Origin of the sequence: Prosthecobacter sp. (assembly GCF_046154365.1) — a bacterium.
GTDB lineage: Bacteria > Verrucomicrobiota > Verrucomicrobiia > Verrucomicrobiales > Verrucomicrobiaceae > Prosthecobacter.
The window spans coordinates 20,698-27,302 of the sequence record NZ_JBJXFV010000078.1 but is presented as its reverse complement, the minus strand read 5'-3'; the positions used below and the strand labels follow the sequence as shown (position 1 = coordinate 27,302).

Below are 6,605 nucleotides of genomic sequence, written 5' to 3'. Positions count from 1 at the left end.
GCCAGGTCTTGCCCACGATGGTGACGGCGGGCGTCTGCGCATCGAGCAGCATTTGCACCTGTGGATCATCTTCCACCTTCAGCTTGCCGCGTCGGGTCATGCCAAAGGCGGTGATCTTCGCGTTCTTCCAGGGGCGCTTGGCGGCTTCCTGGAAATAGGCCGCGTCCTTCGGGTTCGAGCCCGGCCAGCCGCCCTCGATGTAGTGGACGCCGAAGTCATCCAGTCGCTCGGCGACGCGGATTTTATCGAGGGTGGAGAAAGAGATGCCCGTGCCCTGGGTGCCGTCGCGCAGGGTGGTGTCGTAGATGGTAACTGGAGACATGTGAGTATGGAAATGGAGAGGGTGGCAGGGGTATGCAATGAGAATTCAGGCCGGATGGCAGTTGCCAAAAGTTCCGGGACGCCGGATGCCGGGGGGCGCTTTAAGCGCGGGCATGCATCAAACCAACGGACTCCCTCGGCTGCGTCAGGCGCAGAGGAGTCCGATGCTAATTCGGCTGATTGGGCAGATGTCAGGGCGGTTGACCATGAACGGCGAAAGTTTTACGCCGGGTCCGACCTGCTGGCAAAGAGAAGTTTCAACAGCCGACATGGTCGCCAGCCGTGGGGAGAAAAAGCCGGATTATTTGCCTGCGCCTTCTTCGGCGCCATGTGCCGTGGCGGGAGTCAGATCATTCAGGCCGGGGAGCTTCTGCCAGCCTGTGGTGGGCAAGGGCAGGACATTGCCTTCGAGCGAGGAACGCACTTCGAGATGTTTGCGCAGCAGCGTGTCTTCGAGCGTGGCGTTGCCACGTTCGGCCATGTTTGCCATGGGGAGATCGCTGAGATCCATCTTGGGAATGAAGGGCTTTTCCGGGAATGTCGGGGCCGCCGCTGGCACCGAGGTGATCGCAGGCGCGGAATCGCCAGCGCTTTGCGAAAACATCCAGAGGCCCATGGCGCAAACGGCCACAGCAGCGAAAGCCATGCCCCACTTGGGCACGAGCCAATTGCCCCACCAAGTGGTGGTGCGTTCCCAGAGCAGTTCCAGGGACGATTGTTTCAGCATTTCCGCCCGCTGGCGCTGATGAAACTGCTGGAGGAAATCTTCCGTGAACCCTTCTCCGGGCTGCTCAAACCGTTTCAATCGGATCAACCGCTGGATGTCTTCAAACTCACTCATGGCGTGCTGTGGATTGTGTTTATTTTATTTCGTGAATGGCGCGGAGTTATTTCACAAAATCTTCAAGATAAGTCTGGAGCAGGCGATGGGCGTAAAACAATCTGGATCTGACCGTCCCTTCCGAGACTCCTAATATCTTGCTGATTTCGGCATGCTGGTGACCTTGTACATCATACAGAGTCACCACCGTGCGGTGGTCTTCGGACAGCTTCATCATGGCTGCGTTCAACCTTTTTTGCAGCTCATGGATGTTCACTTCACGCAGCGTACCGCTGTTGGCCGTGGTCACACGGATGAACTCGGGATCGTTCTCAATGCCCGTATCTACATCGTCAAGACTCACCTTGTGATAGCGTCCGCGCTTCTTGAGAAAGTTCAGGCTCATGTTCACCGCGATGGAGTAAATCCAGGTGTAGAACGAGGACTTGCCCATGAAGCGCTTGATCGAGCGGTAGGCTTTGGCAAACACGTCCTGCAGCAGATCGGCGGTGTCCTCGCGGTTCGAGGTCATGTTATAGATGAGGCCGTAAAGCTTGGGCGTGTATTTGCGCACCAGGTCGTCGAAGGCGCGCGTATCACCCGCCTGCGCCCGGTCCACGAGGATGCGATCCTCCGCAGCACTGCTGTTGGGCGCGGGTGGTTTAATCAGCGAAGCGATGGGAGCCGCTGCGGCGCTGAGAGGTGATTCTTCCATTAAGGGAAAGGAAACCACTCGTTGCGCAAACAGACAAGCATTTCTTCCCGCGCGGCTGATTTCAGTTATTTTTGAACGCTCCAGAGATGGTCCACGCAGATTTGTGACCACGTTTCGAGTTGATCGCGCATGGCATGCAGTTCCGCCAACGTGTGGAAGCGCAGATCCTGAATGGCATCCTCGTTCGACTGTACGTCGTCGCTGCTGAGATCAAAGAAATGCACCACGCCGAGATGCACGCTGCCGACCTCGGTCGCGTCATCGTTGATCAACCCGATGACCTTTTGCGTGTGCGTGCCGCCGATGACCAGTTCCTCGGCCATTTCACGCTCGACGCTGTTGTAATACATCGTTTCGCCAAGACCATCCTGGCCAGCATCCACCGGATTGATGTGACCGCCGATGCCAATGGAGCGCTTTGCCACGAGACGTTTCTCACCCGAGCTGCCGCCGCGGGTGTAGCTCACATAACGGCCCGCGTGATGGAAGATTGTGTAGGGGATGAGTTGCTTGTGCGTGGGATCTTTTTCAGCAGCGGGACGCTCCATGAAATGATTGGCTCCAGGGGCCAGCATCGCGTGCAGATAGCGCGTGGCATCGGCTTGAAAGCCTTGAAAGCTGCCGAGATCATCGAAAAGACGACGGGTGATGACGAGAACGTGTTCCATGTGAAGTCGCGCAGAATGAATGGCCGCGTTGAGTGCGCAACCGATCAATCCAGCAACCACGCCTGCGCCGCATCGCCTGCTTGCAGAGTTTGACCGGCTTCGAGTCGCAGCAGGGCCTCCGCACGGCTCAATGAGAGCAAGGCATGGCTCTGTTGCAGGCCGAAGGGCATGAACTGACCGTTCGTGAGCGTGCCACGCAGATAATGTGGACGATCACCGGGATTATCGAGCGCAGTTCCGGCCACCACTGGCACGAAACGTGGCACCAAAGCATGATCTGAGGCTCCCATCATCTTGAGTAACGCAGGACGTACAAACAGCAGGAAGGTCACGAAGGAGGACACCGGATTGCCGGGCAGTCCGAAAATATGCGTCGTGTGCGGCTCATGGCGTGTAGCATAGAGAAACGGCTTCCCTGGCTTCACTTTCACCCGCCAGAGATCAGGTTCGACACCGAGTTGTTGCAGCGCAGGCTTGATCTGATCGTGATCACCTACAGAAACGCCGCCGCTGAGCAGGACGACATCGTTTTCATCCATCAAGCTCCGCAAGGTGTCGATGGTGTCCTGCAAATCATCGCGGCAATGAACCTGCGTGCTGTCACGAATGCCCAGGCGCGCCAGCAGGCCACGCAGCATGAGGCCGTTGGTGTTGTAAATCTGTCCCGCTTGCAACGGACCTGCGCCGGGCTGCACCAGTTCATCACCCGTGCTCAGCACCGCCACACGCGGCAGCGCATGCACCTGGATTTTCTTCAAGCCTTGTGACGCCAGCACTGCCAGCCTGCCGGGGGTGATTTTCTCACCAGCACGCATCACGATCTGGCCGAGGCACAAGTCTGCACCCGCAAGCCGGATGTTTTCGCCCGCAACGACTGGTTCCTGGCAGACGATATGATCGCCATCTCGCCGCACATCCTCCTGCATGATCACCGCATCTGCTCCGGTGGGAATCGGCGCACCGGTGAAAATGCGGATGGCACAGCCGGTTTCGAGCTTTAATCCGCGATCCAAGCCTGCTGGCTGTTCGCCAGTGACCCGCAGTGCTGTTTTGCCTGCGCTTTCCGCAGCAAAAAGCGCGTAGCCATCCATCGACGATTGATCGAAAGCCGGGATCGGCACGGTGGCGGTCACATTTTGCGCTGCATAATGATCCAGGGCGTCAAACAATGCCTCTGACACGGCCTGCATCGGTGCCACCGCTGCCAGGATGCGTTCGAGCGCTGCGCTTTCAGAAATCATCGGACGACAGGCGGCAGCTTGCTGAGATCTGGGGCTGGTTCAGGCTCTGACGGCGGTGCAGGTGGTGCTTTGAGCTGTGAAGGCGGTGCAGGAGTGGGAGCGGGCTTGACCGGTGTCAGCGGTTGAAACGGCGCGTCCAATGGTGGGATCACATCCGCCTGCATGACCGGTGTCAGCGGCACGACAGCACCTCCTGCTGTGGTAGTCACCGGAGCGGGGGCAGGGACTTCGCCCGGCTTGATCTTGTACAACACGATGTCGCGCAGTTGTGGCGATCCTTCCAGGATGTCCGCCGTGATGTAGTTGCCTTTGCGTTCAGGTGTCACCTTGAGCTTCGTTTTGGAGCCGTCGGCGTTTTGCGAGACGATTTCCGTGCCTGCAGGAATGTTCAGCCGCTGCTCGCAGTTGATGAGCACATAATTCTGCTCCGGATTCACCAGTTCGATCACGCCGATCACCTTGGCTTCGCCAAGGCGGTTGTTCTTGGCCAGTTTTTTGTCAAACATGCCCCAGCCGGCGGCTTTGCCGATGAGGTAGCTGCAACTGGGGAGTCCCAGAAGCAGAAGGAGGCTGGTGAAACGAAGAACCCGCATACGCCATTGATGCGCATGCGGAGCAAACTGTCCAGCGGCTACCCGATGATGCCCAGCTTCTTCAGCGTGGCCGTGAGTTCCTCGATTTTGGCCTGTTCCATACCCACCAGTGGCAGACGCAGTTCGTCGGTGCAGTGTCCGGCCAAAGCCATCGCGGTTTTGATCGGGATGGGATTGGTGGCGAGTTTCAGGAACGCGGCGAACAGCGGGTAGTAGCGCGTGTGGATCTTCAAAGCGGCGGCGTAATCGCCTTTGAGGGCGAGTTGAACCATCTCGCTGATCGGTTTTGGGATCAGGTTTGATGCGACGCTGACAATGCCGACACCACCGACGGACATGAAGGGCAGCGTGAGGCCATCGTCGCCGGACAGGATCTCAAAATCAGCCGGAAGCACCTGCTTCATCTGGCTGACGCGTTCAGGATTGCCACCGGCTTCCTTGATGGAGCGGATGTTCGGGCAGTTTTCCGCCAGACGCACCAGCACATCGAGGCCGATCTCGATGCCGCAACGCCCGGGGATGCTGTACAGCATGAGCGGGAGCTTGGTGTTGTCGGCGATGGCTTTGAAGTGCTGATACAGGCCTTCGGGAGTCGGCTTGTTGTAATAGGGGGCGACTTGCAGCGACGCGGTGGCACCGGCTGCTTCGGCTTCCTGGGTGAGTTCGATGGCCTCACGCGTGGAGTTTGATCCCGTGCCCGCCATGACAATGCCACGGCCCTTCGCGAACTCGACGCTGAGCTTCACGACGCGCTCATGCTCGTCGTAATCCAGTGTGGGCGACTCACCCGTGGTGCCGCAGGGCACGATGCCACTCACGCCGTTGTCGAACTGGAAGTCGATGATGGATTTGAGCGCGGCCTCGTCGATTTGGCCGTTTTTGAAGGGGGTGACGATTGCTGTGTGTGTGCCTGCGAACATGGGAGGATGAAGGAATGGAAAATGGAAAACTTAAAATGGTAAATGAAGCGCTCGTTAGCGACGGCGGCGGGATGAAGCGGAGCCTTTTGCTGTTACGATGGATTTGGCAACGATGTTCATCAGTTCCGTGCATTCATCAATCAAGGGCTGCAAGCGTTTTACCGGAAGACATTTGCTGCGAATGGCCAGTTTGAGCCAGACTCGGGTCTCACGCAGTTCTTTGAGCACCACGGCCAGCTTGTGGACAAAATCCGCCGCGCTTTCGGCTGCGCATGCCTCTCCGTAGTTGGGCGCGGGCGAGGTGCCAGATCGCACCAACTGCCCCGCGATGTGCTTGCCCAGCCTCGTCTCCGGCAGCGCGTTCACCACTTCCCCGCAGCGTGCGGCAAACTCGATGAAACGCTCCTCCATTGCCTCGGCCCAGTCGAGCTTGCCGATGCGCTCATCCATTTTCAGTTTTCCATTTTCCATTTTCCATTCCTCCATGCCGAGAACGTCCGCTCAGATCGAGACGCTCCCCGTGAACACAAAGTCCGCCGGACCAAACAACGTCACATTCGTGTACTCACTCTTGGCGGTCTCCTCAAAGCCGACTTTGAGCGTGTCGCCGCCTTTGACGAGAACACTTACGGGGCTGGGCGCACCGGTGAGTTCGTGATGGATAAGAGCGCAGGCGACCATGCCGGTGCCGCAGGCGAGGGTTTCGCCTTCGACACCGCGTTCGTAGGTGCGGATGGCGATGCTGCCTGGGGCGACGACTTTGGCAAAGTTGGCGTTGGTGCCTTTGGGTTTGAAGGCCTCGTGGTAGCGCAATCCGGCACCCCATTCGCATACAGGGACGCCGTCGAGGTCCTCGACAAACACCACGGCATGCGGCACGCCGGTGTTGACGCTGTGGACGGTGAGTTCGGTGTCAGCGACGGGCAAGGTTTGCGCGAGCTTGAGGCTGTGCGGGGCGCTCATGTTGATGCGCACCCGGTCGCCCTCGAATTCGGCGGAAATCATGCCCGCGAGGGTTTCGAAGCGGATTTTCACGAGCTTGTCACCGTGGAGGTGATTGACGAAGCGGCCAAAGCAGCGCGCCCCATTGCCGCACATCTCCGCTTCGCCGCCGTCGGCGTTGTAGTAGCGCATTTTGAAGTCACCGCCGTCGGTGGCTGGCTCGACGCAGAGCAAGCCATCGGCTCCGATACCGCGATGGCGGTCACAGAGCTTTTCGATCTGGTCTTTGGTCAGTGCGAGGCTGAGATCGCGATTGTCCAGCATGACGAAGTCATTGCCGGCACCGTTCATTTTGGTGAAGGAGAGAGTCATAGAGCGTATTGGA

The 6,605-nt window shown here is 58.5% G+C and carries 8 protein-coding genes and 1 pseudogene; all 9 read right to left on the bottom strand.

Features of this window, described 5'->3' with window-relative positions; all coding sequences use genetic code 11:
• A pseudogene (locus ACKVY0_RS10515) lies at positions 1-322 on the bottom strand (citramalate synthase); the annotation flags it as partial.
• A gap of 300 nt (positions 323-622) precedes the next feature.
• Positions 623-1,162 carry a hypothetical protein gene (locus tag ACKVY0_RS10510; protein ID WP_409214773.1) on the bottom strand — a complete coding sequence of 180 codons (540 nt, stop codon included), beginning with the start codon at positions 1,160-1,162 and terminating at the stop codon, positions 623-625.
• A 46-nt stretch (positions 1,163-1,208) separates the two neighbouring features.
• Positions 1,209-1,967, bottom strand: coding sequence for a sigma-70 family RNA polymerase sigma factor (locus ACKVY0_RS10505; protein ID WP_409214772.1), 759 nt, complete (start codon positions 1,965-1,967; stop codon positions 1,209-1,211).
• Positions 1,922-2,524: a hypothetical protein gene (locus ACKVY0_RS10500; protein ID WP_409214771.1), complete on the bottom strand. Its 603-nt coding sequence runs from the start codon at positions 2,522-2,524 to the stop codon at positions 1,922-1,924. The genes ACKVY0_RS10505 and ACKVY0_RS10500 overlap by 46 nt, the downstream gene beginning before the upstream one ends.
• 44 nt (positions 2,525-2,568) lie before the next feature.
• On the bottom strand, positions 2,569-3,765 hold the full coding sequence (gene glp, locus ACKVY0_RS10495) for a gephyrin-like molybdotransferase Glp (RefSeq protein ID WP_409214770.1): 1,197 nt from the start codon (positions 3,763-3,765) through the stop codon (positions 2,569-2,571).
• On the bottom strand, positions 3,762-4,358 hold the full coding sequence (locus ACKVY0_RS10490; protein ID WP_409214769.1) for a hypothetical protein: 597 nt from the start codon (positions 4,356-4,358) through the stop codon (positions 3,762-3,764). The genes glp and ACKVY0_RS10490 overlap by 4 nt, the downstream gene beginning before the upstream one ends.
• A gap of 38 nt (positions 4,359-4,396) precedes the next feature.
• Positions 4,397-5,278 (bottom strand): 4-hydroxy-tetrahydrodipicolinate synthase, encoded by an 882-nt coding sequence (gene dapA / locus ACKVY0_RS10485; protein WP_409214768.1) that lies wholly within the window; start codon positions 5,276-5,278, stop codon positions 4,397-4,399.
• 54 nt (positions 5,279-5,332) lie between these two features.
• Positions 5,333-5,728 carry a four helix bundle protein gene (locus ACKVY0_RS10480; RefSeq protein WP_409214767.1) on the bottom strand — a complete coding sequence of 132 codons (396 nt, stop codon included), beginning with the start codon at positions 5,726-5,728 and terminating at the stop codon, positions 5,333-5,335.
• A gap of 51 nt (positions 5,729-5,779) precedes the next feature.
• Positions 5,780-6,592: a diaminopimelate epimerase gene (dapF, locus tag ACKVY0_RS10475; protein ID WP_409214766.1), complete on the bottom strand. Its 813-nt coding sequence runs from the start codon at positions 6,590-6,592 to the stop codon at positions 5,780-5,782.
• Between the last annotated feature and the right edge of the window lie 13 nt (positions 6,593-6,605).